Source organism: Methylobacterium variabile, assembly GCF_001043975.1.
GTDB classification, from domain to species: Bacteria; Pseudomonadota; Alphaproteobacteria; order Rhizobiales; family Beijerinckiaceae; genus Methylobacterium; species Methylobacterium variabile.
In genome coordinates this window covers 1-823 of sequence record NZ_LABY01000495.1, presented here as the reverse complement: position 1 = coordinate 823, position 823 = coordinate 1, and the positions used below count along the sequence as shown (strand labels likewise).

The following is an 823-nucleotide window of genomic DNA, read 5'->3' as shown; positions in this document are numbered from 1 at the left end:
TCGACGCGACCGTCCGGGGCAGCCTGTTCGGCTTCAAGACCAGCACGCTCGTCGGCTTCGACGTCAACCACATCGACTTCCGGCGCGACAGCAACTCGCCGTTCGGGGGCGAGACGTTCGTCGATCCCTTCACCTTCGCGCAGGGCCGCTTCATCAACCTCGCGGGCACCCGCACCGACATCCTGTCGCGCACCCGCCAGGCCTCGGTCTTCGCCGAGAACCGGCTGGAGCTGTCGCCGCAGCTCGCCCTGGTGACGGGCGTGCGCTACGACGCGCCCACGGTGGCGGTGAGCCGGCCGCTGACAGCGACCGGGTTCGAGAAGACCTTCGATTCCGTGAGCTACCGCGTCGGCGCGGTCTACACCCCGGTCCCCGACTTCGCCCTCTACGCGCAGTACGCCACCGCAGCCGATCCCCTCGGCAGCCTGATTACCAGCAGCGTGTCGCAGGCCCAGTTCCAGCTCGCCACCGGCGAGCAGATCGAGGCCGGCGCCAAGGGCCTGTTCGACGGCGGGCGCGGCGAGTGGACCGTCGCGGCCTACCACATCCGCAAGGACAACCTACTGACCCCGATCCCCGACCGGCCGACCGAGGTCGCCCAGGTCGGCAGCCAGTCGTCGCGCGGCGTCGAGGTCGCCTTCGCCTACCAGCTGTCGGACGCCTGGCGCGTCGAGGCCAACACCGCCCTGCTGCGGGCCCGCTACGACACCTTCTCGCAGGTCGTCGACGGCGCCCTGGTGTCGTTCGCCGGCAAAGTCCCGGTCGACGTGCCCCAGCGCGTCACCAACGTGTGGCTCGCCTACGCCTTCGCCCCGGGCTGGGT

At 70.6% G+C, this 823-nt stretch carries 1 protein-coding gene; it reads left to right on the top strand.

From position 1 onward, the window contains the following. Nucleotides 1-823 (top strand): TonB-dependent receptor domain-containing protein (locus VQ02_RS34125; protein ID WP_048448723.1); only part of this gene is annotated, 823 nt, incomplete at both ends.